Source organism: Bacillus sp. TL12 (assembly GCF_022625245.1).
In the GTDB taxonomy this organism is placed as follows: Bacteria; Bacillota; Bacilli; order Bacillales; family Bacillaceae_G; genus Bacillus_A.
Genome location: NZ_JAJJBY010000003.1, coordinates 212,558 through 237,629, shown reverse-complemented (window position 1 = coordinate 237,629; position 25,072 = coordinate 212,558). Strand labels below are relative to the sequence as shown.

General features: G+C 35.0%; 20 protein-coding genes and 3 pseudogenes. 19 read left to right on the top strand and 4 right to left on the bottom strand.

What is annotated here, in order from left to right; all coding sequences use genetic code 11:
• The first annotated feature begins 130 nt into the window (after nucleotides 1-130).
• From LOK41_RS04785 to LOK41_RS04775, 3 genes are all read left to right on the top strand, one after another.
• On the top strand, nucleotides 131-469 hold the full coding sequence (locus tag LOK41_RS04785) for a DUF485 domain-containing protein (protein WP_241815489.1): 339 nt from the start codon (nucleotides 131-133) through the stop codon (nucleotides 467-469).
• Nucleotides 470-471: 2 nt separating this feature from the next.
• Entirely contained in the window at nucleotides 472-2,022 is a 1,551-nt protein-coding gene (locus LOK41_RS04780) for a solute symporter family protein (protein ID WP_241815488.1), read from the top strand.
• Between the two features lie 187 nt (nucleotides 2,023-2,209).
• Nucleotides 2,210-3,565: an aspartate aminotransferase family protein gene (locus LOK41_RS04775; protein WP_241815487.1), complete on the top strand. Its 1,356-nt coding sequence runs from the start codon at nucleotides 2,210-2,212 to the stop codon at nucleotides 3,563-3,565.
• Nucleotides 3,566-3,738: 173 nt separating this feature from the next.
• On the opposite strand, the gene LOK41_RS04770 is transcribed toward LOK41_RS04775, so the two are convergent.
• Nucleotides 3,739-4,896, bottom strand: a complete 1,158-nt coding sequence (locus LOK41_RS04770; RefSeq protein WP_241815486.1) for a cation:proton antiporter — start codon at nucleotides 4,894-4,896, stop codon at nucleotides 3,739-3,741.
• Nucleotides 4,897-5,181: 285 nt separating this feature from the next.
• Between LOK41_RS04770 and LOK41_RS04765 the strand changes: the two genes are divergently transcribed.
• Nucleotides 5,182-6,015, top strand: a complete 834-nt coding sequence (locus LOK41_RS04765) for a MerR family transcriptional regulator (protein ID WP_241815521.1) — start codon at nucleotides 5,182-5,184, stop codon at nucleotides 6,013-6,015.
• Between the two features lie 99 nt (nucleotides 6,016-6,114).
• A complete protein-coding gene (locus LOK41_RS04760; protein ID WP_241815485.1) occupies nucleotides 6,115-7,470 on the top strand; it encodes an MATE family efflux transporter in 1,356 nt (451 codons plus the stop codon).
• A gap of 19 nt (nucleotides 7,471-7,489) precedes the next feature.
• On the opposite strand, the gene LOK41_RS04755 is transcribed toward LOK41_RS04760, so the two are convergent.
• A complete protein-coding gene (locus LOK41_RS04755) occupies nucleotides 7,490-8,167 on the bottom strand; it encodes a DUF421 domain-containing protein (RefSeq protein WP_241815484.1) in 678 nt (225 codons plus the stop codon).
• Nucleotides 8,168-8,347: 180 nt separating this feature from the next.
• Here LOK41_RS04755 and LOK41_RS04750 point away from each other — a divergent pair, with 180 nt between their 5' ends.
• The 8 genes and pseudogenes from LOK41_RS04750 to LOK41_RS04715 all read left to right on the top strand — a co-directional run bounded on the left by LOK41_RS04750 (nucleotide 8,348) and on the right by LOK41_RS04715 (nucleotide 15,138).
• Nucleotides 8,348-8,929, top strand: coding sequence for a YdcF family protein (locus tag LOK41_RS04750; protein WP_241815483.1), 582 nt, complete (start codon nucleotides 8,348-8,350; stop codon nucleotides 8,927-8,929).
• 112 nt (nucleotides 8,930-9,041) lie between these two features.
• A complete protein-coding gene (locus LOK41_RS04745; protein WP_174103078.1) occupies nucleotides 9,042-9,359 on the top strand; it encodes a magnetosome magnetite crystal formation protein family in 318 nt (105 codons plus the stop codon).
• 129 nt (nucleotides 9,360-9,488) lie between these two features.
• Nucleotides 9,489-10,223 carry an oxygen-insensitive NADPH nitroreductase gene (nfsA, locus tag LOK41_RS04740; protein ID WP_241815482.1) on the top strand — a complete coding sequence of 245 codons (735 nt, stop codon included), beginning with the start codon at nucleotides 9,489-9,491 and terminating at the stop codon, nucleotides 10,221-10,223.
• Between the two features lie 238 nt (nucleotides 10,224-10,461).
• Nucleotides 10,462-11,433, top strand: a complete 972-nt coding sequence (locus tag LOK41_RS04735; RefSeq protein WP_241815481.1) for an ArsR/SmtB family transcription factor — start codon at nucleotides 10,462-10,464, stop codon at nucleotides 11,431-11,433.
• Nucleotides 11,424-12,233: an ABC transporter permease gene (locus LOK41_RS04730; RefSeq protein ID WP_241815480.1), complete on the top strand. Its 810-nt coding sequence runs from the start codon at nucleotides 11,424-11,426 to the stop codon at nucleotides 12,231-12,233. Before LOK41_RS04735 ends, LOK41_RS04730 begins: the two co-directional genes overlap by 10 nt.
• A 13-nt stretch (nucleotides 12,234-12,246) precedes the next feature.
• Nucleotides 12,247-13,230 carry an ABC transporter ATP-binding protein gene (locus LOK41_RS04725; protein ID WP_241815479.1) on the top strand — a complete coding sequence of 328 codons (984 nt, stop codon included), beginning with the start codon at nucleotides 12,247-12,249 and terminating at the stop codon, nucleotides 13,228-13,230.
• Entirely contained in the window at nucleotides 13,227-14,030 is an 804-nt protein-coding gene (locus LOK41_RS04720) for an ABC transporter permease (RefSeq protein ID WP_241815478.1), read from the top strand. The genes LOK41_RS04725 and LOK41_RS04720 overlap by 4 nt, the downstream gene beginning before the upstream one ends.
• Before the next feature lie 286 nt (nucleotides 14,031-14,316).
• Nucleotides 14,317-15,138: pseudogene (locus LOK41_RS04715) on the top strand (GNAT family N-acetyltransferase).
• Between the two features lie 84 nt (nucleotides 15,139-15,222).
• On the opposite strand, the gene LOK41_RS04710 reads toward LOK41_RS04715, so the two are convergent.
• Both LOK41_RS04710 and LOK41_RS04705 read right to left on the bottom strand, forming a co-directional pair.
• Nucleotides 15,223-15,693 carry a VOC family protein gene (locus LOK41_RS04710; RefSeq protein ID WP_241815477.1) on the bottom strand — a complete coding sequence of 157 codons (471 nt, stop codon included), beginning with the start codon at nucleotides 15,691-15,693 and terminating at the stop codon, nucleotides 15,223-15,225.
• A gap of 374 nt (nucleotides 15,694-16,067) precedes the next feature.
• Nucleotides 16,068-16,670 (bottom strand): HD domain-containing protein, encoded by a 603-nt coding sequence (locus LOK41_RS04705; RefSeq protein WP_241815476.1) that lies wholly within the window; start codon nucleotides 16,668-16,670, stop codon nucleotides 16,068-16,070.
• 401 nt (nucleotides 16,671-17,071) lie between these two features.
• Here LOK41_RS04705 and LOK41_RS04700 point away from each other — a divergent pair.
• The 6 genes and pseudogenes from LOK41_RS04700 to LOK41_RS04675 all read left to right on the top strand — a co-directional run.
• Nucleotides 17,072-17,635 (top strand): annotated as a pseudogene (locus LOK41_RS04700) (IS6 family transposase); the annotation flags it as partial.
• 249 nt (nucleotides 17,636-17,884) lie between these two features.
• A complete protein-coding gene (locus tag LOK41_RS04695) occupies nucleotides 17,885-18,808 on the top strand; it encodes a DUF5667 domain-containing protein (RefSeq protein ID WP_241815475.1) in 924 nt (307 codons plus the stop codon).
• A 78-nt stretch (nucleotides 18,809-18,886) separates the two neighbouring features.
• The gene (sigI, locus tag LOK41_RS04690) at nucleotides 18,887-19,609 is read left to right on the top strand and encodes an RNA polymerase sigma factor SigI (protein ID WP_241815474.1); all 723 of its coding nucleotides are present in this window, start codon (nucleotides 18,887-18,889) and stop codon (nucleotides 19,607-19,609) included.
• Entirely contained in the window at nucleotides 19,602-20,744 is a 1,143-nt protein-coding gene (locus tag LOK41_RS04685) for an anti-sigma factor domain-containing protein (protein WP_277818477.1), read from the top strand. Before sigI ends, LOK41_RS04685 begins: the two co-directional genes overlap by 8 nt.
• A 600-nt stretch (nucleotides 20,745-21,344) precedes the next feature.
• Nucleotides 21,345-21,503, top strand: a pseudogene (locus LOK41_RS04680) (IS6 family transposase); the annotation flags it as partial.
• Nucleotides 21,504-21,638: 135 nt separating this feature from the next.
• Nucleotides 21,639-24,992 (top strand): trifunctional glycoside hydrolase family 18/polysaccharide deacetylase/glycosyltransferase family 2 protein, encoded by a 3,354-nt coding sequence (locus tag LOK41_RS04675; RefSeq protein ID WP_241815472.1) that lies wholly within the window; start codon nucleotides 21,639-21,641, stop codon nucleotides 24,990-24,992.
• Nucleotides 24,993-25,072 lie beyond the last annotated feature (80 nt).

Below are 25,072 nucleotides of genomic sequence, written 5' to 3'. Positions count from 1 at the left end.
AGCGAAAAATCTTTGCAGAGAAGGAGAGATTGTCTAAAATTAAGTATAAGTTTCTGAATATTTATAAAATTTAGTTTTTTGTTATGCGAAGGGATTGGATTTGAAAGATGATGGAGAGGGGAGAGGGCAAGTGAAAAGAGATAGTTCAGCACGTAAGTTACAAAGCGAGGTAAATTATACAGAAGTCGTTCAGTCAGCGGAATTTCAATCATTGCTAGAAAAGAAACGGAAATTTATTGTCCCGATGAGTATTTTCTTTTTTAGTTTTTTTATTGCTTTACCGCTTTTGACTTCTTATTCCAAAGTATTGAATACACCAGCATTTGGGGATGTTACGTGGGCGTGGATCTTTGCTTTTGCACAATTTATTATGACGTGGGCGTTATGTATGATGTATAGCAAAAAAGCGGAATCATTCGATAAGGCTTCACAAAAAATTCTTCAAGATATGCAGAAAGGGAGGGGATAATTTTGAACGTAACGGCGTTTGCACTATTTTTGATTATCGTTCTCGGTACGCTCGTCATTACATACTTCGCATCGAAAAAGACGAAAAATGCGAGCGAGTTTTATACGGCAGGAGGAGGCTTGACTGGTTGGCAAAATGGTCTGGCCATTGCGGGAGATTATATGTCAGCTGCTTCTTTTCTAGGAATCGCAGGAGCAATTGCATTAACTGGATTTGATGGTTTCTTTTATAGCATAGGCTTTCTTGTTGCTTATTTAGTTGTATTATATCTTGTTGCCGAACCGCTTAGAAACTTAGGGAAATATACATTAGCTGATATGATTGCAGCACGTTTTGATGCGAAAAAGGTGCGCGGAGTCGCAGCTTTAAATACGATGACAATTTCAATTTTCTATATGATTGCACAACTTGTAGGGGCAGGAGCACTTATTAAATTATTATTAGGAATTGAATATACGACATCGGTTTTAATTGTTGGAACGCTAATGACAGTGTACGTAATTTTTGGGGGGATGACAGCGACAAGTTGGGTACAAATTGTAAAAGCTGTCTTATTAATGGCAGGGACATTTATTATTTCAGTAATCGTATTTGCGAAATTTAATTTTAGCGTAACAGAAATGTTTGCACAGATGAAAACGGCAACACCTTTAAAGGAAGCATTTTTAAATCCAGGAGTGAAGTATAAGGATGGATTGGATACGCTTTCTTTAAATTTAGGTCTCGTTCTAGGGACAGCTGGTTTACCTCATATTCTTGTTCGCTTTTTCACTGTTCGTGATGCAAAAACAGCACGTCAGTCTGTTGTATATGCAACATGGTTAATTGGAGCGTTTTATATTATGACGATTTTCTTAGGTTTTGGTGCAGCTGCCTTTGTAGGGAATGCAGCAATTATCCAGGCAAACCCAGCTGGTAATATGGCAGCACCTTTATTAGCAAAAGCACTTGGCGGGGATTTCTTATTTGCTTTCGTTTCAGCAATTGCATTTGCAACAATTTTAGCAGTTGTGGCAGGTCTTGTTTTAACAGCAGCCTCTGCATTTGCACATGATTTTTATAATGAGATTATTCGTAAAGGCAAGTCAACAGAAAAAGAACAAGTATCGATGGCGCGCTATGCTTCAATTGGAGTTGCAGTATTGTCTATTATTTTAGCCCTATTTGCTCAAACATTAAACGTTGCATTCCTCGTGTCGTTAGCATTTGCTGTTGCTGCAAGTGCGAACTTACCGGTTATTTTGTTTACAATTTATTGGAAACGATTTAATACAACAGGAGCGATTTGCGGAATGGTGGTTGGTTTAGTCTCAGCTATCGTATTAGTTGCACTAAGCCCGAATGTTTGGAGTCCTGAAGCTGGGAAAGCAATCTTTGTTGGAGAAGCTTTATTTCCTTATACAACACCTGGGATTATTTCTATTCCACTTGGATTTTTAGCAGCATATTTAGGGACAATCTTCTCCAGTAAGAAAGAAGATGCAGCGAAGTTTGATGAAATTCTTGTCAAATCGAACACAGGTCATGGAGTTAGTGATGTGTCTGCACATTAAGAAGAAAAAGGGCTTTCCAGTTTTTGGAGAGCCCTTTTATTTTGGAATTTTGCTTAAAAATATTACCTTGCAGTTGGTAGGATTTGTTTCGTTCATGTGGAATGAAAATAAATAGAGAAAAAGTTTGATCTCATCATGGCACCAGCACAGCTTGAAGAAATATAAGTTGGTTTGGAAGGTGGAATGTATGATGAAAACGAAGCAAACAGATGCGTTATTGGCAAAGGATGAAAAGTATGTGTGGCATGGAATGCGCCCTTTTAGTCCAAATAGTACGATGGTTGGGGCAAAAGCAGAAGGGTGTTGGGTTGAAGATATAGAAGGGAAACGATACTTAGATGGTATGAGTGGGCTTTGGTGTGTGAATAGTGGATATGGAAGAAAGGAACTTGCTGAAGCAGCATATGAGCAATTGCAAACATTATCATATTTTCCCATGTCTCAATCGCATGAACCGGCAATTCAGCTTGCTGAAAAGTTGAATGAATGGCTTGGAGGGGAATATGTTATCTTCTTCTCTAATAGTGGATCGGAAGCTAACGAAACAGCCTTTAAAATTACAAGGCAATATTATGCAAATAAAGGGGAACCGCATCGTTATAAATTTCTGTCACGTTATCGTGGTTATCATGGAAATACAATGGCGACGATGGCAGCAACAGGACAAGCGCAGCGGAGGCATCAATATGAGCCATTTGCTTCAGGGTTCTTACACGTGACGCCGCCAGATTGTTACCGAATGCCAGAGATTACATCACAAAATATTTATGAAGTAGAGTGTGTGAAAGAAATTGATCGTGTTATGAAGTGGGAATTGAGTGAAACGATAGCTGGATTTATTATGGAACCGATTATTACAGGAGGGGGTATCTTGATGCCGCCTCAGAATTATATGAAAGCTGTTCATGAAATCTGTCAAAAACATGGTGCATTACTGATTAGTGATGAAGTAATTTGTGGCTTTGGGCGTACAGGCAAAACGTTTGGTTTTATGAATTATGATGTAACTCCTGACATTATTACAATGGCAAAAGGGATTACAAGTGCATACTTACCATTATCAGCAACAGCAGTGAAAAAAGAAATTTATGAAGCATTTAAAGGAACAGGAGAATATGAATTTTTCCGGCATATTAATACTTTTGGCGGGAATCCAGCTGCTTGTGCATTAGCGCTTAAAAACTTAGAAATTATGGAAAATGAAAATTTAATTGAGCGTTCTGCACAAATGGGATCCCTTTTATTAGAACAGTTAAAAGAGGAGATTGGCGATCATCCTCTTGTTGGAGATATTAGAGGGAAAGGATTGCTTGTTGGAATTGAAATGGTAAGGGATAAAGTAACAAAGGATCCAATTGATAATACTAAAATTACAAGTGTAGTGAACACTTGTAAAGAAAAGGGACTAATCATTGGACGTAATGGAATGACAACCGCAGGCTATAATAATGTTTTAACTTTAGCACCGCCTCTTATTATTTCAAGTGAAGAAATCGCTTTTGTTGTCGGGACATTGAAGACAGCGATGGAACGTATTGGATAAAGGAATAGAAAAGCGAGCCGAAGAGGATAGGGGCTCGCTTTTTCGTGTATTGTTTTACTAATGAACACCGAGTTCGCTATTCCTATTTCCTGTATAAATAAAAAACGAGATGATTGTCTTTTGAAGAGAATCATCTCGTTTTTATATTATGAAATTAGTATGCTAGACAGTTACTATGCACTTTGTTTTAATTGCTTATCTTTTACACCAAACGAATATTTTAACATTGGCGGTGTAATCATTGTTGTTAAAATAACGACAATTACAATTGCTGTAAAGTAATCTTGTGCTAGTAGTCCAGAAGTAAGCCCTTGTCCTGCAATAATAAGAGCGACTTCACCACGGGAAACCATGCCAGATCCAATGATTGTCGAAGATTGTAAATCAAATCCAGTCATTCGTGCCCCGAAACCACATCCAATTAGTTTTGTGAAGACAGCAATGATTGTTAATGCTAAGATAAACCAAATTTTATCTCCAATACCTGCAAACGTAATATTCATACCGATACTTACAAAGAAAATTGGAACGAACATTGCATAAGCGATTGGTTCTACTTTCTTTTCTACTTCATGTTTATAATCTGTTTGAGAAATTGCAATACCTGCTGCGAATGCACCGATAATTCCAGCGATTCCTAGAATTTCACCAAAGTATGCGAAAGCGAAACAAATGATAAGAGCTGCACTAATGATAGATTCTGATACACGTAGTGGTGATAACCAGCGCATAATCATTGGAACGCCTTTCCAGCCGATTAAGATAATAGCGGCGAAGAAGACCACTTTTTTCAAGATGATGACAGTTAAGCTTACATCAGCTGATCCTAGGAAGCTCATAGCGAAGGCTAGTAAAATAACAACAAGGATATCATCAAATACAGCAGCGCCTAGCATTGTTGTACTCTCACGCGTCTTCATTTTACCTAAATCACGAAGTGTTTGCACAGAAATACTAACACTTGTTGCACATAGAAGTAATCCTAAAAAGACCGCATTTGCTTGTTCCATTCCCATTACAAGACCTGCAACGTAACCACCTGCAAATGGAAGGACAATACCACCAATAGCAACTGCTAACGAAGAATTACGATTTTCATTTAGTTCTTTTAAGTCTGTTTCTAAGCCGGCCATAAACATAAGGAGAATAACCCCAACTTCACTTAATTGTGTAAGTAAATCTGAATTGTTTACCCATCCTAATACAGCAGGACCAATGACAATACCGACGATTAATTTTCCAAGTACAGAAGGTTGACCTAGTCTAACGCTAATGTCACCAGCAATTTTTGTACTTAATAAAATTAAAGCAATTTGAAAGAAAAATTCCATCTCATCTCTCCTTTTCCTTTTGCTTTATTATTACGATTTCTCGGAATTTGCTTAATGTAAAACTATGTAACACACATTAAACAAGAGGTCTTTATACAAGGTCTTTTGAACTTGTAATTTGAACCTGTAATAAATATATAATACATTTCAAGAAAAATCAATGTTAAATTGGCAGATTTTAATTAGGATGATTCATTTTGAATTAGGAATATACGTCTATATAATGAAGGATAAGAAAAATTGTTTGAAGAAATAAATCTATTTGAAAGAAATGGAGAAGGAAATATGTTATTCAATCAAAGGTTTACAATTGGAGAAATGGCAAAAATGCATAAGATTGCGGAGTCAACATTACGTTATTACGATGAAAAAGGTATTTTTCATCCATCCATTGTTGATCCACAAACAAATTATCGATATTATACAATCGACCAATTTTCACTTTTAGATACAATTAAATTTTTACGGCAACTAAATATTTCTTTAAAAGAAATCAAGACGTATATTGATGAGAGAAATCCATCTTATGCTTTAAATTTGCTGGAAAAACAGCAAGAAATGATGTTGAAGAAACAAAGAGAGATTGAATATGCATTGGCGAAAATGAATCATAAAATTGAAATGATGAAAGAAGCTACTGCTTCAAAAGCGAATCATGTGACATTTAAGAAATTACCAAAGAGAAAAATTACAGCGTTAGCTATCGCACCGAATATAACAGATGATATGTTTGAGTACTATATCCACTCACTTCAAAAAAATATGAAGCAAATAGATGATAGTTTATTTTCAGGAGATTTAGGTGTGACAGTGTCAAAAGAAGGGTTACTTCAAAATGAATTTCAATCATATAATAGTGTTTTTATTCTTCTTGACTATATGCCGTTTCAAATTACTACTTCAGAGGAAATTAAAGAAGGGATGTTCGCTTGCTCTGTTCACCATGGATCATATGAAGAAACGGATGGAACTTACAAGAATCTGTTAATAGATATTAAGGAGAAAGGATATGAAGTGTCTGGAGATGCAATTGAGCTCGCTTTAATTGACTGGTCTGTGACGGAGAATCCAAAAGAGCAAGTTACAGAGATACAAATTCCGGTAATAAAAAAGAAATAAAAGGTTGTATAACAAAAATGCATGTTAAATTCTCGCTTGACCTTCAAGTAACTTGAGGGTTTAAAATGTGAACAGAGAATTGTAAAGGAGCATTTTGTTATGGAAACAACTGAGAAATTAAGAGAAAAACCAATAAAAAGTTTATTTATATCTTATTTAATACCAGCGGTTCTTGGAATGGTATTAATGTCGGTGAATATTGTAATCGATGCCGTTATGATTAGTAGGGGCGTCGGAGCGAATGGCTTAGCGGGAGTAAACGTTGCTGTCCCAGCCTTTTCTATTTTTTTCTCTATATCGTTGTGGATTGGAATGGGAGGGGCTACACTATACTCCATTGCATTAGGTGAAAATAAAATAGAGCGAGCAAGATCAATCTTTACACAATCTATGATAGTAGCTGTTGTAATTGTTGGTTTATTAATGGCTATTTGTTTATGGAGAATAGAAGATTTAGCTTATTTATTTGGAGCAAATGAAGTAATCTTGCCGTATGCCTTAGACTATCTAACTGTATTATTAACATTTGGAATGATATACGTATTAGAAAATATTTTAAGTACATTTATACGAAACGATGGAAATCCAAATTTAGCAATGGCGGGGCTTGTTGTAACAGCGTTATTAAATATTGTATTTGATTATATCTTTATTTTTATGTTTGGTTGGGGCGTAACAGGGGCAGCAGCAGCGACTATCTTATCAGCAGCAATTGGTTTTCTTGTATTACTAAGTCATTTCTTTAGAAAAAGTAGTATTTTAAAATGGACGAAATTTCATTTTGAATGGAATACAGTTAAACAAATTATGGTGATTGGTTTTCCAAGTTTCACCGCAGAAATAACAGTAGCAATTGTAACAATTGGATTTAATATAGCCTTTATTCAATATGCCGGAGAATTAGGTGTTGCCTCATATGCAATGGTCAATAGTATGCACTCGATGACACTATTGTTGTTCTTTGGCGTTGGAGCAGCATTACAACCAATTGCAAGTTTTCATTACGGGGCAAATTTACCTGAACGGTTGAAAGAAGGATTACACTTTGCGGTAAAAATAGCTGTTGCACTTGGATGTGTGGCGATTGTGATTGGATTATTCTTTGGGAAATACATTATCGGTCTATTTGATGTCCAATCAACAGAATTACTTACACTAACTGTAACGGGAATTAGTCTTTTCTTTATTCAATATGTATTTTTAGGTTATAACATTGTATACGGAGAATATTTCCAATCGGTGAGACAAACAAGAAAGTCCGTCTTTATTATTTTGAGCCGTGGTTTATTATTCATTATTCCACTCTTATTGATTATGCCAAAGTTGTTTGGTGTAAATGGAATTTGGCTTGTAATGCCAGTCGCAGAGTTATTAACAGCGATTATCGTATTTGGAATGAATCGTGTTTCTCATCCTGTATCAGTACGACATATAGAAAGAGAGCATGTAGTATGATAGAAATCCCCTTAATATATTAAGGGGATTTCTTATTTTTTAAGCTAACTGTAAAAGAGCCATCTGTTTCTTGAACAGAAGCAAATGCAATGTTTTGGATGTCTTCAAATCCTTTTTTAAGCAACTCATTACGGAGCCATTTCTCATTTTTATGGATTAATCTTAAATTATCATATTGGATATGCGCATCAACAATAAGGGCGATTGGTAGACCGGCATATGTAACATCCATATGCATATCTTTAGGAGTAAGAGGAACAAGTTCCCTTTTAGGTAAAATGCTAATAGCACCATTTGCTTCTAAAATCGCATATTCGATTTCATTTACGCTAGGATATCCCGCTACTCTAAGGTTAGAGAGCAACTCAGCTATTGGATATCTGCTTTGTTTTAAGTTCTCGAATAGGATATTTCCATGTTTAATTAGAATCGTGGGCTGCCCTAGGATAAAGCGATTGAGCTTATTTAGTAAACTAAGTTTCGTAATGAAAAGGTGAAGACATGTAATAACAATCATACCAACTATACCTTCCCATATCCCATCGACTGGTATAGCTTGAAATGCTAGGTAGGATAAAAAAATAATGGCACCAAAATCATGTGGTGTAAGCTGTGCCAATGCTGATTTTCCTAATAGTTTAATCGCTATAATAAACAATAAAAAAAAGAATGTTACATTACATAAAAAAGCAATCAATGTCTGCACCTCTTATATAAAATTCATGCTGTAAATTGTGTATACGTTATTCAATATTCCCATATCTATTGTAAATATTACCTTTTCGGGGTAAATAAGGGTGGATTGGAAAGTTGAGATGTACAAATAAACAAGTGGATATTATGATGGGAATATAGAAAAAAATAGGAGTATGTGTAGATGTTAAAGAAGAAAAAAATTATTAAGTATAGCTTAATTTTAATTATGATTGTAGTAGGTTATATGAGTATTTTACAATATAACATTTATAAGCATGGGCATATGGAAGCGCCAGATGATGCAGATTACATGATTCTTTTAGGTGCGAAGGTGAAAGGAACGAAGCCTTCTTATTCTTTACAATATCGCATCGATAAAGCTGCGGAATATTTAAAGACACATGAACAGACGATTGTGATTGTATCTGGCGGGAAAGGAAAAGGAGAAGATATTTCGGAAGCGCTAGCTATGAAACAAGAATTAATGAAGCAGAATATTGCAGAACAAAGAATTATTATGGAAGATTGTTCAACAAATACAGACGAGAATATTGAATTTTCAAAGGCACTTATTCCAGCAAATAAGAAAAAAGGGATGATTGTTACAAATGATTTTCATATGTTTCGGGCCAAAAAAATTGCTGAAAAACAAGGGCTGAAGGTAGAGGGGCTTTCTGCGAAAACACCTAAACCGATTATTATTCAGTCAAATGTGAGGGAGTATTTTGCGATTACACAGTATTGGTTATTAAATCGAATATGACGATAAATCTTACAAAAGTGTAATCTGAGTGAAAGGTAAAGCGATAGTTTCTAAAGTAGTTGCATGACATAATAAAGGTAACAAAAACAACGAAACTTTAGAGGTGAATCGTATGAAAGGCAATAATATTTTATCTTCAATTTGTTACTTTAGCATTTTCTTTGCGCCATTTCTATTTCCAATTATCGTCTATTTTATTGCAGAAGATGACGTGAAATATCATGCGAAAAAAGCATTGTGGACACACGTTTTCCCATTTGTAATTTTGTTTGGTGGACTGGCGCTTTCGGGTGTGTTTGGTTTAAGTTTTGGAGAATCTACGAGTGTTGGAATTGGAATTGTTGTAACATATGTCGTCTTTGCAATTGTAGGCATCTATTATTTCATCTGGAATATTGTGAAAGGTATTAAAGTATTGAGAACAGCTTAATATGTGCAGGAGGATCAATCGTAAAGATTGGTCCTTTTGTATGATTATTTCCCGATGAGCATATCCTTTGTATGTAGGAAAAGAATGTGTTACTTATTGAGTATTCAGATTATAAAGGGTGGGGAAAATATGAATGAAATGATACATAAGATTGAACAACATGCATCGGTTCGGAAATATAAAAATGAATCAATTCCAAAGAATATAGTTGAAAGAATGGTACATGCAGCGCAGCACGCAGCATCATCACATTTTGTTCAAGCGTATTCAGTTATATATGTAACAGATGAAGTATTAAAAGCACAATTAGCAGAGCTATCTGGAAATCGGCATGTAAAAGATTGCGCTGCATTTTTTGTTTGTTGTGCGGATTTAAAACGTTTAGAAAAAGCATGTGAGAAACATGGAGCAGAGATAAATAGTGATACTGTAGAGGATTTTATTGTAGCAACAGTAGATGTATCGTTATTTGCACAAAACTTTGCGCTTGCTGCAGAGTCATTAGGATACGGTATTTGTTATATTGGTGGAATTCGTAACAACCCAGAAGAAGTGAGTCATTTGCTTCATCTGCCAGATAAAGTGTATCCGGTGTTTGGAATGACGGTTGGAGTACCTAATGAAAGTCATGCAGTGAAACCGCGTTTATCAGTTGAAGCGATTTTACATGAAAACACATATGACGAAAATAAATATGATGAATTACTAGAAGAATATGATAGAACAACGAATGAATATTATAAGGGAAGATATACGAATCAAAAAGATGTAACATGGACAGGATCAATGAGCGCTTTCATGTCAAAAGAGAAGCGAATGCATATGAAGGAGTTTTTGATTAAAAAAGGGCTTAATAAACGATAAGTTGAAATCATTAATCAACTCCATTTGTTTGATGAGGGAGAAGAGAAAGAAACGCTCCTATATTTTAAAAACATAAAAGAATGAAGTGAAAAGACCTTAGCGTAGCTGAGGTCTTTTTTTTATGAAAATATTTCTAATTTTCCATTGACGTTTATATCGTAAGTTGTTAATATACTGAATAATTTTGCAAAATTATAAAACTGATTCGATAGAAAACGAATCAAAGAGAGGAGAAATTATGTCACAAGTTACATCATGGTTTCAACGACATGTCAAAGTTGTATATTCACCATTTCGCGAAATGCTAGTAAGTTTACATGTTCTATGTAATCCCGCTCATCATATAAAACGATTAGAGTGGGCGGAAGATGTATTACATCAAATGAAAGAAGAAGAAAGAGAAATTATGCACGCAATTAATAATGCGAGTGATGATTGGTTTCGTTTTATAGATTGGTGCTCTGAATTTCAGCAAGAAGCTTATGTAGAAGAAGGAATTGAAAAATTACGAGTAGCAGATAGAAAAAAGTTTCAGGAAATATTCCCGAATTTAGAAAAAGAAATCGTATGTGATTTTTTACTTCAGTATCATCAACGTTACTTTGCACGGGAACTGTTTCGTATTGAACCATGGTTAGAGCAATCTGTATACGATGTGAAAGAAATATTGAAGCAAAATCCGATGTCTCTTTCTAAAAAGCTGCATCCGAGATGTTTAATTGATGAAAAGGAGATAACATTTTTGAAGGCCCGTACTTGGCAATACCGTTATGAGGATTTATCAGCAATTACGTTATATCCATCAACTTTCGTCGCACCGCATTTACTAATAGATAACCTTATTTCAACACATATAAAAGTATATTATGAGGTGGAAATTGCATCGTCATTTGCAGATGAGGTACCAAAGGATCTTTTAGGAATTTTACAGGCGATATCAGATGAAACGAGATTAAAAATGTTAAGGGATTTATCCTTTCAATCTTTTTGTACACAGCAATTAACAGAGCGATATAGTCTTACAAAATCAACAGTTTCCAATCATTTAAAAACGTTAGAGTCTACAGGGCTTATCGAAAAGGAACGAAAAGGTTACTACGTATTTTACAAAACAAATCGAGAACGATTAGAGCAAATTCGTGTTGATTTAGACCAATTTATGGATTTCCCAATTGTTCAAAAATCAGAGGAGGGAAGAACATGTGGCTAACGTTTAAAGCGACATTTCGCCGTGATTTCTATACGATGCGTAGAGCATACCCATGGTCATTTTTTCTAGGACATATTTTAACTGGTATATATATCGTATTGTTTGCTTATTTAACATATCATTTTATGTTTCAAGGAGAGTTAGATACAAATTTTGCAAAGCTAGGGAAAACGGATGATTATCTTTCTTACGTTATATTAGGAGCCGTTTTTTATTCTTTTGCTGTTTCTTTATTAATGATTGTGAGCCGGACGTTGATTACGGAACTGCGAGAAGGAACACTAGATGTTTTATTACTAACACCATCGTCTCGGCAAGGGTATTTTCTAGGAGCGGCAGCACAAGGTGTATTACGATTAGGGCTTGAATTTCTTGCGATTTTTATTTTTGGTTTGTTTTTTGGATTACATTTTCGAGAAGTGGATATGACTTCAATATTACTTTTATTCGTTATTTTCTTTTTTTCTATTTTTGCTCAAGCGTTAGTACTTGGCGCTTTTATGCTATATTTCCGTGATACGTATTTAACACAAAATACATTGTTTATTTTTATGAGCCTTGTAAGTGGTGTGTTTTTTCCAGTAGGTTATTTGCCTGCATTTTTACAGTCCATGAGTGTGTTGATGCCGTTATCACATGGTTTATCAGCATTTCGATTGTGCGTGATTGAGGGAGGAAATGTAGCTTCCATACAAATGGAACTGATGTGGTTATTGGGATTAGGAGCGGCATATTTTATTGCAGGTGTATGGACGATGAAACGAATGGAGAAGTATGTAATTGAAAAACATTTTGCATAGGAGGAGAATTCGTATGATACAAGCAAAGCAACTTGTGAAGCGGTATGAGTTGAAAGAGAAAGTAGGTTTTTTTCGTAAAAAGAAAAGGGTGGTTGAAGCGGTAAATGGATTGGATTTAACCATTCAAAAAGGGGAGATTGTCGGATTATTAGGTGTGAATGGTGCTGGGAAGACAACAACGATAAAAATGCTAGCGACGCTTCTAGAACCAACTTCAGGTACGATTGAAATTGATGGGATGGATAGTATGAAACAAGATTTACTTATAAAGAAAAAGATTAATATGATTGCAGGTGGAGAACGCATGTTATATTGGCGTTTAACAGGATATGAAAACTTGCAGTATTTTGGAAGTTTGTACGGGTTAAAAGGGTTTGAATTAGAAGAGCGTATTCAGTTTCTTCTGCAGCAAGTAGAGCTAAAAGAAGCAGCACATACACCTGTAGAACGATATTCAAAAGGGATGAAGCAACGCCTGCAAATTGCAAGAGGCCTTATTAATGACCCGGACTATTTATTTCTTGATGAACCAACATTAGGGCTAGATGCACCCGTAGCAAAAAAACTGAGGGAAATGGTCTATCGTTTGGCAAAGGAACAAAATAAAGGGATTTTATTAACCAGTCATTATCTTGAAGAAGTAGAGGAGCTTTGTAATCGTCTTTATATTATTGAAAAGGGGAAATTATTGTACGAAGGAACGCCAGAGAATATTATTCAATCAATTGTTCGTGAATATCGTTTAGAAATTGTAATTCCAGAAATAAAGAGTGAAACAATAGAGCGATTCGAACATTCTTTAGGAATGAAAGAAATCCAATATGAGAAAGAATATATGGGAGAACATATACGTTACCAATTGAAAGCATCTTTTGATATGACAGCAACGGTACTATCATTATTAACAAAATATCAAATTCGTATATTGCAGCTAGAAACACATAAAGCAAGATTAGAAGATGCAATATTGCAAATTGCAAATGAGGTGAGTGCATGAATATGTTTTTGGCGGAATGGAAAAAGAGTCACCGCAATCATTTTCATAGTAAGATGGTCTATTTTTCTTTATTCATTTGGCCGGTATTACTCTTTGCAACTGCTTATTTTTCGGTAAAACCATTCGATACGTCAAGTAGCAGTCCACTTGCCAAGTGGATGGATCCAAAGCAAATTACCTTTTTTCTTCTTACCGGTTATATTGGATATGTTTTCTTTTGGAGCCTCGTGCAATCTGCATGGCAAATGTCATGGGAGCGTCAAAATGGCACACTTGAACTTATCTTTTTGACACCAGCATCACGCGTATGGATGATGTACTGCAGAGCCGGCGCAAATTTAATAGAAGGTGTTTGGATGTTCACATTTTTTTCTATTCTCATTGCATTATTTCTAAATGATAGTCCGGTGCCACCGGTTGAAAATATTATATTTGCCTTTCTCATTTTATGCATTTCAGCTGTTGTTTGGGGTGGGTGTTTAAATACGATTTTCTTGTTTTCACGAGATGCTAGCATTCTCTTTACAATACTAGAAGAACCGATGCAGTTTTTTGCTGGTGTACGAATACCGATTGTTGTTTTACCACTATGGGGTAAAGTACTAGCAGCTTTATTTCCATTAACATATGTACTTCAAATTTTTGGCTCATTATTAATGGAAGGGAAAAGTATTATAGATGTACTTCCAGAGTTAGGTTTATTAGCTAGCTTATTAATTGTTTTAGTTGGCGTATCATATGTGCTTGTTCGAAAAGCAGAAAAGCATGCGAAACGAACAGGAAATATGGTTTTATTTTAAGGAATATGTGATTCAGATGGGTTAATTTATGAAGTAGATTGGAAAAGTAGTGAAGAAATGGCAGGTATTATCTTTTTCTTTCCAGAAAATAGAGGGTTAGTGCAGAGATTCATAGAGTATACAGTAGGTGATGAAATGTGGGCTCTGATAAATCGAAACTTTAATCAGTGTTTTTTTCATCCTCCACTGATTTAGCTCTCACCAATCTTCTTTGCTTTCACCGAATTTTGAGGTGGGAGTACTACTGCTCGCAAATAGCGGGATAAATAGGAAAGGAAAGAAAAAGATGATATACGAATTGCAGAAAAATCAGTTTATGAATTGTAAACATCTTCTAGACAAGGAAAGGCATATTGAAGTGCAAGCGATCATTGAAGGGAATAATTCGGGCCGCATATTTGTTGATAATGTAAGTGAACCACGGTCTGGTTTAGTTTGGCTTGGAAATTTAGACGGTTTTGTATTTATTGGTGATGCAAATAATAAAATATTTAACTTTGAAATAAAAAAGGTTTTAAGTGAACAAATTGCATAAGAAGCAGCCCAGCTGGATTTGAAGTGGTTTGAAGGTTTTGGTTACCAAGTAGGATGGGATAATGTAATTAGAGAAATATTGTGTGAACAATCATACGAGGAATCTAATCAAAAAGTATACAAATTATATGAGGGTACGTACAAAACATATAATGAACCAACGATTGATGATATATATACAGTATTAAAAGTAACGAAGGAAAACCTTGCGACATACTCTTTACTTGAACAATCATGTTTCGTTTCACAGATTACATCATTTTGGAATTCGGTAGAATTATTTTTTGAAAAAGGAATTGGGCATGTGATTTTGCATGAGAATCAAGTGGTGAGTCTTTGTTTTTCAGGATTTGTAAGTGGGGATACGCATACGGCAAATATTGAGACTATTCCGGAACATAGAGGGAAGAATCTTGCCAAGAAAGTCGCACATGCATTTGTTCAAGAATGTTTTAAACAAGAATATATGCCTTATTGGGACTGTATGGAAGTAAATAAACCTTCAATTGCTATCGCAGAGAGCTTAGGGTTTACAAATATTTTTGATTACACTGTATATGAGTATCAATTTTAATTTGACTTAAGAAAATAAAAATATACTATCATTTACAGCGACTTGAATAGAACAACTAAAAAGCTAGCATATGTATCATTTATGCTAGCTTTTTAGTTGCTTTTGTAAAAGCCTATCCCATTCTTCTAAAGAAAGTTTCTCGGTAATGTGCTTTAATTCATCTGGAGCATTAACGAAACTAATAAACTCAATACTATTATCATCTGGGTCTTTAAAATAAACCGAAGCATTGCCTTGGTTAGGACGAACGAAAGGTTCATTCGTAGTTCGATTCCCAAATGGAACTGGTTCAATGTCTCGGTCTTTCAGCCACTGAATGGATGTATGAAGAAACTCGAAGTCCACTTGAAATGCGATATGGCGAAGAGAAGGATGATACGGCGTTTTATATTCTTCTCCTTCCCAAAGTCCGAGCCAACTTTGCTCTTCTACGATCCAAAAGAAGGCAGTATCTTCATATCGTTTAAATAGTTTTAGGCCTAATAATTCATAGAATGGTATAGATGTTTCTAAATTGCGAACGGGTAGATGCGCTTCGTATAATCCTTTAATCATAAATACTCCCCTTTGTATGTTTTTGTACTTTTATTTTAATCTATATATTTCTATATGAAATCGGTAAAAAGGATGGTGTTTTTTCATACTTTTGTATGAAAAAACAGCTCATTCTAAATGAGCTGTTCAAAGAGTCTAGAAATAAATTCATATTTTTGTGCCGTTATTTGATGAATAATCGATATTCCTTGTCGAATCGCTGATATATTTGAATTTACGCCGATATATTATGAGGAATAGTCAATATATTTGAAAAATCGCCGATAAAATTTCATTTACCATAATTCATGAACATTTAGTTATACGATATTTCATAAAGTGTTCTCATTAATAATTGTTTTTCTCCATAATCTCATTATCATAGATGAGATTGTTTACTGTTTACATGCCTCAACATCAATGCCAGCAGCAATTAATTTCTTTTCGCCTTCTTGTTCAATCATTTTTTGTAATTTTGATAAGAACGAGTCAAAGTTTGTATGTTTGGCAACTTGGAATGTCATTTTATGCTCAATTGGAAGCCAAGTATCGATGTCTGCTTCGTTATGCTGAATTTTAACTTCTAATTTATCAAGAGCGTTTGCTACTTTTGCCTCGTACGTTTCTTTTGCTTCAAACTCCATCCATAAATCATAGAGCTCATTCCCAAGGGGGCCTTCTAATGTATGTTTAATATTTAAAATGGCCTTTTGTTCATTTTCTTGTTTTTGTAATTGTAATTGTTCACTGTTCATTGTGTCAAAAGCAGGGATATCACCAGCTTCCGCTTCTACAAGGTCATGGATAATAACCATTTTTAATAGTTTCTCTATGTTAACTTCTTGATCTAAATAAGGCTGAACTAAAATAGCCATAAGTGACATACGCCAAGTATGTTCAGCAACACTTTCCTGACGTCCGTTTGAAAGCCAGCTATGTCTCATTTCATATTTTAGTTTTTCTGCTAGTGCAATGACTTTTAAAATATTATGTTCCATGTAAATCCCCCTCATATTACTATACAACAATCTTAATATAAAAATAGAATGTGTCAATTGTAGAAAGACATAAAAGTCAAACTAAAGTTTCATGAACAAACATTGATAAACAGCTATTATCTCAAATTTCGTAGGTACTTTTTTGTCTCAGTAAAGAGACATGGAAGTCTAAAATTTTTGACCGCGAGACAAGAAATTCTAAACTATTTAGTCAGTAATAATAAAATTTTTATAAAAAAGAAACTAAAATCCTATCCCAGATTTTTTATACTTCTTAACAAAGAAGAGACTTTACGTAGTCACTATTAATTCTTATGGGAAGCAACAAGTTTAGGTTTGTGGAACATTTTAAAATAGATGAAACTAAAATGGAGAAAAGTCGTAAATCCATGAAGTGATACATAGCTCACACAACCATTATGCGTTGATTCATCAATATGGGCCTGAATTAGAGGTGGCATCTTAAGTCAACAAATGATTCCTGGCGAGTTGATGAGACGTATATCAAAGTAAAGAGGCGATGAATGTACTTGTATCGTGCCATAGATTCTGAAGGAAATACCATTGGTTTTTATCTAAGTGAATCAAGAGATAAACGAGCAGTCAAACGTTTTCTCAAGAAAGCCTTGGCTTTTTCGTATGTTTTCAGACCACGTGTCATAACAGTGGATAAAAACCCAGCTTATCCTGTAGCAATTCAGGAGTTAAAAGGGGAAAAGCGTATGCTCGAAAGCATACAAATCAGGCAGGTTAAATAGCTTAACAATATCATAGAACAAGATTATCGTTTTATAAAGAAGCGGGTTCGTTCGATGTTAAGATTAAAATCTTTTCGAACGGCCTCTTGGATAATAAGTGGTATGGAAGCCATACATATGATAAAAAAGGGATAATTTCACCAAGGGGTGAAGTCTGCCCAAAATGAAGTTGAATTCATCCATAAATTGTTTGAATTCGCCTCGTAATTCATGGATGAAAAGAATATCGGGGTTCTATGTCTCTAATAAGGTCATATTTGCACCAGAACCTTGATACGTGAGAGTTTTACCGCCCGCGAATAGCGAGATAAAATGAATGCAATTATTTTCTTGCATATGAATATATAAAAAAAATTGTTTATCTATTTTTATAAAAAAATATTTTTTTGACCCCTATAAAATTTTTATTTCCTTTGAATATGTATAGTGAAGAAAGTAAATGGGGGGAAAATCATTATGAAAAAAACACTATTAAAAGGCACTATGGTAACTATGATGGCATGCAGCCCGTTTTTGATGGGAACAGCAGCGTATGCTAGCGAAAACACAGATGCGGTAAAAACAACGGAAACTGAAAAACCATCTTTAGTACAAGGTGACGCCTTTTATTTTGTGAAAACTATGGTTGAAGATATTAAAATGGCTCTTGCGACAAACGATTTAGAGAAAGCGAAGCTATTGTCTGAGCAAGCCGCAGAACGAATTACTGAAGCAAGTGTACTAATTGAAAAAGGAAAAGGCGATCTTACACAAGATACATTAGAAAAAGCGGCGGCAGACTTAGAAAAAGCAGATAAGCTTTCTGGCGAAGAGAAAGAAGAAACAAAAAAACCTGCTGGCGAAGAAGAAAAAGAAGCAGCGAAAGTAAAAGTGCACATCGGAAACAACATCGAAGCATTAGCAAAAGTGCTAGATCAAGTAAAAAATCCGAAAGCAAAAGCTGCAATTACCAAAAATATAGAGAAGAGTTTTTCAAAGATTGCAGCTAAAATAGAGAAAGAGAAAGAAAAACAAGCAGACGCTATTGCAAAAGAAAACAAGAAAGCAAATCAAAATACAGAAGTAACTCCAGCACAAGTAACGCAACCAGCACAAGTAACACAACCAGAACAAGCAACACAACCAGCAAAACCGGCACAGCCAGCACAACCAGCACAACCGGCACAGCCAGCACAGCCAGCACAGTCAGCACAACCGGCAAAACCGGCACAGCCAGCAAAACCAGCGCAACCAGCACATAAACCGGCTGTTTCTCATGAGAAGCATGAGCAATCAAACCAAAAGGGTCAAACAGAAAAGAATGATCATCAAGACAACGGTAAAAAAGTCGGTCACGAAAAGCATGAAGAACAGCAAGAAGACAAGCACAAAGACAAGTAGTAAGAAAATGTGGTAAAATGGTCACTTCTTTAGTGACCATTTTGCTATTTGAAGCAAAAGGAGGGAGAGGGATTACTAGTGTTGAGTTTAGTGATGAAGATCATAAAAAAAACGATCATAGAAGATATCGTATTTAACATACAACACAACGGAGGAGATAAGGAAGCTTTTATCGCACAGTATCGGCCTTTTATTCGAAAATCAATCTCGTCTGTCTGCCGCCGGTATATTACGGAGCAGGATGATGAATATAGCATTGGATTGTTTGCGTTTAATCAAGCAATTGAACAGTATTCATATAAAAAAGGAAAATCTTTTCTAGCGTTTGCTGAGCTTCTTATAAAAAGAGATGTAATTGACTATATACGCAAGGAGTCTAAGCATAATCTCGTCTTTTTAAAAGAAGACCAGCAAGAGGAAATGGTAGAAATGCAGGTATCGCTTACGGAGTATATGAAAGAGATGGAAAACAGTAACCGTAAGGAGGAAATTCTTCATTTTCAAATTGTGCTAGCTGAGTTTAAAATCACATTTTCAGAGCTTGCTAAGGAATCTCCAAAGCATCGTGATACTCGTGAGCACTTAATAGAAATTGCAAAGATTATTATAAAAGAAGAGAAAATAATGGAAGAGCTGTTCCGAAAGAAAAAGTTACCGCTTAAACACATTGAACCGCGTGTTAGGGCAAGTCGGAAAACGTTGGAGCGGCATAGAAAATACATTATTGCAATGTGTATTATCTTTGCAAACAACTATATATATATTCTTGATTATATAAGAGGGGGGAAGCTTGATGAATAAAGGGATTGTGATGGATATAAAAAAACATAGCGTAGTTGTTTTAACTCCAGATGGAGAGTTTATTACTTTTAAAAGAAAATCGCACTCTTATATGATTGGAGAGGAAATCTCGTTTAACGAACAAGAACAGAGAGTACCGCGTTTTTCAATCCCTTCTTTCTTAAAGCCTGCATCATTACTTGTTGCTTGTTTTCTATGTGTGTTTCTATTTTTCTACAACCAACCGGAAGAAAAAGTAATCGCTTATGTCTCGGTTGATATTAATCCAAGTTTAGAGGCGGGCGTAACAAAGGATCTTCGTGTTATAGATTTGCGAGCTTGTAATGATGATGGAAAGCGCATTTTAAAAGAAATGAAACGATGGAAAAATGAACCTTTGCAAGACGTAGTACGTACCATTGTAAAGCAAAGTCAAGAGGATGGATACTTAACGAATGACAAGCAAGTTATGCTAACAACTGTTACAAAGGAAAAGTCGCTAGAACGACAGCTGGAAAAGGCTATGCAAGAATTAAAGAAAGAGTATGAGACAAAACATGTTACAGTCGTATATCAAAGCAGTACGATGCAAGTGCGAGAGAATGCCAAGAAAGCAGGAGTCAGCACAGGCGTCTATATAAAGCAAGAGAATGAGAAGAAGAAATCGCTTACTCCTCCTGCACCGCCGTCTAATCAGGAGGAACACCCTCAGGAGATACATTCGCAGCCAAAGTCATCATCCGATGCATCATCGGATTTGTCTCCTGTAAAAGAAGAAAGATATGAGAAGCAAGAGCAAATAGAACAAAAGCAATCCCAGGAACAGCAACCCGAGCAATCAAAAGGAAATAATGGGCATCAGCAAGAAAACAACGGTAAAGAGTATAAACAAGAAAATAAAGAGTCTCAACAAGAAAACAACGGTATAGAGGGTAAACAAGAAAATAAAAAGTCTCAGCAAGAAAACAACGGTAAAGAGTATAAACAAGAAAATAAAGAGTCTCAACAAGAAAACAACGGTAAAGGGTATAAACAAGAAAATAAAGAGTCTCAGCAAGAAAAGAAAGGCAATATAAACGAAAACAACGGGCATAAAAAAGAGGACAAAAACGTTCCTGCCACGCAACATCAAGAGAAGGAAAAGAAAAATCCATAAAATATTTAAGAAGTATAGGGTACATTGTTTATCAAGACCTAAATGGAAAATTCCCAATAAGTAAAGGACAATACATATTTTATATAACCCGAAATATGGTATTTTTATAAAAAGTTTAATCAAAATTCACTTAGAATTCTTTACGTGAAGGGATAAAGCATCGCATCTTTTTTTAAAACGTCGCGACTTTATTCTAAACATTTCATCTTTTTTATAAACATCGCGACTTTCTTAAGAACTTCGCGTCTTTATTCAAAGCATCGTGATTTTATTTCAAAGCCAGAGTAAGAGTAGAAAAAATTGTAACGCTAGGGAATAATGAAGCTAAGTATTTTTATTTTTGGGACTTAGATGGAAATATGTTCGAAGCGGCTTGGTCGATGTGGGATGAAACTGTATAAAGAATATTGATATGTGAGGGTTTTACTGCCCACGAATAGCGAGATAAAATGAATGCGAGTATTTTTACATATGAATCTATGAAAAAGTTGATGAAATTGTCAGCTTTTTATTTTTGGAAAAAATTGTTTATCTATTTTTATAAAAAAATCTTTTTTTGACCCCCATAAAATTTTTATTTCCTCCGAATATGTATAGTGAAGAAAGCAATTAGAATTGAAATCATTTCGTACAGCAACCTTGATTTTGAGAGGTATCGAAGCCATGCATATGATGAAAAAAGGGCAACTTCACCAAAGGGTGAAATCTGCCCAAAATGAGGTTGAAGTCATTCATAAGTTATTTGGATTAGTCGTTTGATCTCAAAATTAACAGGAAATTACTGTTCTATATTCCTATTAAGCTATTTTCACACCAGAACCCTAGAAGGTCTATCTATTAAAATAGTTTGCGGTTGTATTCAGAATAAAAAGAAAAGGAGTATGTAAAAAAATAATGGAGAAAAAAATTCAACAAGAGACAGATAACTCAAAACCCGTTTTTTATGATCCTAAAGGAAGAAGAAAAATAGCTTTCAGTTGGTTTCTATGTATCTCACTAGTTAGCGTAAGTATTGTATTTTATTTTTTCTTTCGAAGTATTTTTTCAACACCAGAAATTCCAAATATGAATCCTTCTGTAAAGCAAGATACTAAACTTGTACCTATTAATCAAAAACTCAGCGACCAGCAGTTAAAGAAGGAAGAATTCAAATCTCCTAATACCGAAATAAATAATAATGAAAATTCTGAAAAATCAACAAGCAATGGCGAACAACCTAAAGAAGTTTATGGTTTTTATGTAAACTGGGATGAAAATAGTACTGCTTCTTTAAAAGAAAATATCGATTCATTAACCATGTTAGTACCAGAATGGTATCACTTAAAAGCAGACTTAACAATTAGGAGTGAGATTAAGCCTGACATTGTAAAGTTAGCAAAAAAAAATCATGTGAAAATTATGCCTTTACTTACTAACTATACTCAAGAAGCTTCTGGTCCTGATAGTAAACTTATTCATAAGTTACTGAATGCTCCAGATCATGTACAGACAAAGTTTATTAATGATTTAGTAAAGCGAATTGAAGAGAATCAATTTGCGGGTATTAATATTGACTTTGAGTCAATACCTGAAGGCGATAGAGATAAATTAACAAATTTCATGAACGAACTTACTACGGTCTTTCATAAACATCATTTGCTCGTAACGCAAGATGTTCCTGCTAATGATAAAGCTTTTGATTATGGTGCATTAGCCAAAGTAATAGATCGTATGATAGTAATGATGTATGATGAACACTATGGGGCAGGGAAACCAGGACCAATTGCTTCAAATAAATGGTTTGAACATACGCTCAATGATCTAAACATTCCCTCCGAGAAACTTATAGTTGCTTTCGGTAGTTATGGATATGATTGGGAAGTAAATAGCAAAAAACCTGCGGAGCCTTTAACTTTCTCAGAAGTTATGAAAATGGCTCATGATTCAAATATAAAAATTCAATGGGATAAGATCAGTGGAAACCCTTATTTTCGATATAAAAAAGGAGCGAAAGAACATACTGCTTGGTTCTTAGATGGTGTTACTCTTTATAATCAAGTAAAAATCGCAATGAACAACAATGCAAAGGGGTTTGCATTATGGAGGCTAGGAGCAGAAGATCCTACTGTATGGAAAGCTTTAAAAGATCCTATTGAGGTCCAAAAAAATCCTGATGCATTACATAAAATCGCTAGTTTAGATGAAGTAAATTATTCTGGACAAGGCGAAATTTTACAGATTAAGAATGAAAGACAAAATGGATTGAGAGATTTTAAAGTAGGCAAAGAAGGTTATCTTACAGATGAAGTGTATCAATCACTACCATCTGCATATCAAGTGCAGCGCTACGGAAAACCAAAAGGAAAACAAGTAGTACTAACATTTGATGATGGACCAGATCCTAAATACACACCGGAAATTCTAGATATATTAAAAGAATATAAAGTAAAAGCAGCATTTTTTATACTTGGTGAAAACGCTCAACTAAATCCTAGTCTTGTTAAAAGAATATACGATGAAGGGCATGAAATTGGCAATCATACATTCAAGCACCCTAACGTAGCTGATACGTCTTTACTACGAACAAAAGTAGAACTGAATACAACTCAGCGCCTGATTCAGGAAATAACTGGACATTCTACGGTTTTATTTAGGCCACCATATGAAGCAGATGCTAACCCGGATTCATCAAATGAAATATTGCCTATTTTGCGTGCACAAAATATGAACTATACAATGGTGGCAGAAAAAGTTGATCCTGAGGACTGGGCGACGCCATCAACAAATGAATTGGTAAAACGTGCTCTTAATCCCATTTATAAGGGGGAGGGAAATGTTATTCTTCTCCATGATGCAGGAGGGAATCGTACCCATACGGTAGAGGCGCTACCAATAATTATTAAAGATCTTAAAAAGCATGGATATAGTTTTGTAACAATTTCAGATTTAATGGATAAAGAACGAGATGAAGTAATGCCTCCCGTTTCTTCTGAAGGTAAGCAATATTTATTTTACAACAAAGCTGTTTTTTTAGGAGCGGGGTATTCTAAGCACATATTAACAACTATTTTTTATATTGCTATTGGATTAGGTATTTTCCGATTCCTATTTTTAATTTATTTTGCATTCAAGCAAAAAAGGAAAACAAGATCTCGTTTATTTACTAATTCGTCTTATCAACCTTCCGTTAGTGTTGTGATAGCGGCATATAATGAAGAGAAGGTTATTACCAAGACGATTCGCTCAATTTTGGATAGTGATTATAGAGATTTTGAAGTTATTGTTGTTGATGACGGATCGAAAGATGGTACGTCAAAAGTAATTCAAGAAGCATTCCATAAACACCCTAAAGTTCGTTTAATTCAGAAAGAAAACGGTGGGAAATCATCCGCAATGAATTTAGGATTTCAGAAATCACGAGGAGAAATCATTGTCACTTTAGATGCGGATACTATTATTGCGGAAAATGCTATTTCTCTAATGATTAGACACTTTGAAGATCATAATGTAGCGGCAGTTTCAGGCAATGTCAAAGTAGGAAATAGACGAAATCTGTTAACTACTTGGCAACATGTTGAATACATTACAGGATTTAATTTAGAACGCAGAGCTTTTGATGATTTGAATTGTATCACGGTAGTTCCTGGAGCTATTGGGGCATGGCGTAAAAAGAATGTAGTTGAATCTGGATATTTAAGCGAAGATACACTTGCAGAAGATACGGATCTTACTATAACATTTTTACGTCAAGGGCATCGAATTGTATATGAAGAAAAAGCATATGCTTATACGGAGTCGCCTGAGGATGTGAAAAGTCTCATTAAACAGCGATATCGTTGGTCGTATGGTACACTCCAATGTCTTTGGAAACATCGAAAGGCGTTGTTTAATCCAAAGCATAAAACATTAGGGTTTGTTGCATTACCTAATATGTGGGTGTTCCAGTATGTTTTGCAATTCATTGCTCCTTTAGCAGATATATTAATGATTATGGGGCTATTTGGTAGTAATCCGCTAAAAGTTTTAGGATTTTACCTTGTGTTCTTTGCAATAGATCTTATCGCTTCTCTTTTTGCATTTAAATTAGAGAAAGAGAATCCTAGACCATTAGTTTGGCTAATTTTACAACGTTTTATTTATCGTCAATTTATGACTTATGTTGTAATTAAATCTGTATTTTCATCTATTCGAGGGGTAGCGGTAGGATGGAATAAACTAAAGAGAATGGGGAGTGTTAAGCATTCCTCTGAACATAATGAGGCATCATAAGAGAGCAGATAGTCTGCTCTCTTTTTGTTAAAAGGACTCCCCATATCAAAAAAGAAAATTGTATGTTTATTGAGTGTTTT

Coding starts and splice junctions, on each gene's coding strand:
- LOK41_RS04775 (WP_241815487.1), top strand. CDS start 2,210: ATGATGAAAACGAAGCAAACAGATGCGTTATTGGCAAAGGATGAAAAG.
- LOK41_RS04770 (WP_241815486.1), bottom strand. CDS start 4,896: ATGGAATTTTTCTTTCAAATTGCTTTAATTTTATTAAGTACAAAAATT.
- LOK41_RS04765 (WP_241815521.1), top strand. CDS start 5,182: ATGTTATTCAATCAAAGGTTTACAATTGGAGAAATGGCAAAAATGCAT.
- LOK41_RS04760 (WP_241815485.1), top strand. CDS start 6,115: ATGGAAACAACTGAGAAATTAAGAGAAAAACCAATAAAAAGTTTATTT.
- LOK41_RS04750 (WP_241815483.1), top strand. CDS start 8,348: ATGTTAAAGAAGAAAAAAATTATTAAGTATAGCTTAATTTTAATTATG.
- LOK41_RS04745 (WP_174103078.1), top strand. CDS start 9,042: ATGAAAGGCAATAATATTTTATCTTCAATTTGTTACTTTAGCATTTTC.
- nfsA (WP_241815482.1), top strand. CDS start 9,489: ATGAATGAAATGATACATAAGATTGAACAACATGCATCGGTTCGGAAA.
- LOK41_RS04735 (WP_241815481.1), top strand. CDS start 10,462: ATGTCACAAGTTACATCATGGTTTCAACGACATGTCAAAGTTGTATAT.
- LOK41_RS04730 (WP_241815480.1), top strand. CDS start 11,424: ATGTGGCTAACGTTTAAAGCGACATTTCGCCGTGATTTCTATACGATG.
- LOK41_RS04725 (WP_241815479.1), top strand. CDS start 12,247: ATGATACAAGCAAAGCAACTTGTGAAGCGGTATGAGTTGAAAGAGAAA.
- LOK41_RS04720 (WP_241815478.1), top strand. CDS start 13,227: ATGAATATGTTTTTGGCGGAATGGAAAAAGAGTCACCGCAATCATTTT.
- LOK41_RS04710 (WP_241815477.1), bottom strand. CDS start 15,693: ATGATTAAAGGATTATACGAAGCGCATCTACCCGTTCGCAATTTAGAA.
- LOK41_RS04705 (WP_241815476.1), bottom strand. CDS start 16,670: ATGGAACATAATATTTTAAAAGTCATTGCACTAGCAGAAAAACTAAAA.
- LOK41_RS04695 (WP_241815475.1), top strand. CDS start 17,885: ATGAAAAAAACACTATTAAAAGGCACTATGGTAACTATGATGGCATGC.
- LOK41_RS04685 (WP_277818477.1), top strand. CDS start 19,602: ATGAATAAAGGGATTGTGATGGATATAAAAAAACATAGCGTAGTTGTT.
- LOK41_RS04675 (WP_241815472.1), top strand. CDS start 21,639: ATGGAGAAAAAAATTCAACAAGAGACAGATAACTCAAAACCCGTTTTT.